The sequence below is a fragment of the Oleiphilus sp. HI0066 genome, from assembly GCF_001635725.1.
Genome location: NZ_LWFH01000403.1, coordinates 1 through 771 on the forward strand (window position 1 = coordinate 1; position 771 = coordinate 771).

2 protein-coding genes are annotated in these 771 nt (G+C 43.6%); both read right to left on the reverse strand.

The annotated features are described in order from the left end of the window. Positions 1-275, reverse strand: a 275-nt coding sequence (locus A3738_RS05435; protein ID WP_197473624.1) for a hypothetical protein, incomplete at its 3' end; no start/stop codon positions are given. Further along, the coding region (locus tag A3738_RS05440) for an HAD family phosphatase (RefSeq protein ID WP_082889981.1) at positions 276-771 on the reverse strand (496 nt) is incomplete at its 5' end.

Below are 771 nucleotides of genomic sequence, written 5' to 3' on the forward strand. Positions count from 1 at the left end.
TCATTGGGTGTGTCTGTGAACTGGGTTACGGCAAGAGACAGTGCGTCGAGAGCAGTGAGCGTATCTAAAAACGCTTTGTTGGCGAATTCTGTCTGCGCTTTCGTGTTGTTTAAAGGGGCGTCTGATAATTGAGAGTGGTCATCCGTCGTTGTGCTGTTTTGTACTGGTTCTTCTAACTTTGGTGCGTCATTTTCACTGCAAGCCAGCAGTATGGAAGCAGATAATACTAATACGAAATTTTTTAACGCAATCATGGCACCGCGGTTCAGCATCACTTAGTTATCTCTTAATGAAATGCATTTCCAGTTATTTGTTTTTGCATGTTTCAGAAGTTGATCGTCGCCATCAACGACAACAGGATGATCAACCTTTGCAAGCAAAGGAATATCGTTGTGCGAGTCGCTATAAAAATAAGCGCCTTCGAGAGATAGCGTGTTTTCAGCCAGCCAGTCATTTAAACGGGTTACTTTTCCTTCCTTAAAGCTTGGTACACCAAAGCTCTTTCCTGTGTATTGGCCATCGACGACTTCGACCTCGATAGCAAGAAGGTTTTCAATGCCAAATGCTTCGACAATAGGAGCAGTTACAAAGCGATTTGTAGCAGTGATGACAAGTAATGTGTCGCCTTTGTCTCTATGTGATTCAATCAGCGCTTTTGCCTTAGGCAGCATGATGGGCTGGATGTGGCTTTCCATAAACTGCTGGTGTAACTCGTCAAGCTTAGTCATGGAGTGCTGAGTAAGTGGAGACAATGAAAATTCAATGTACTTG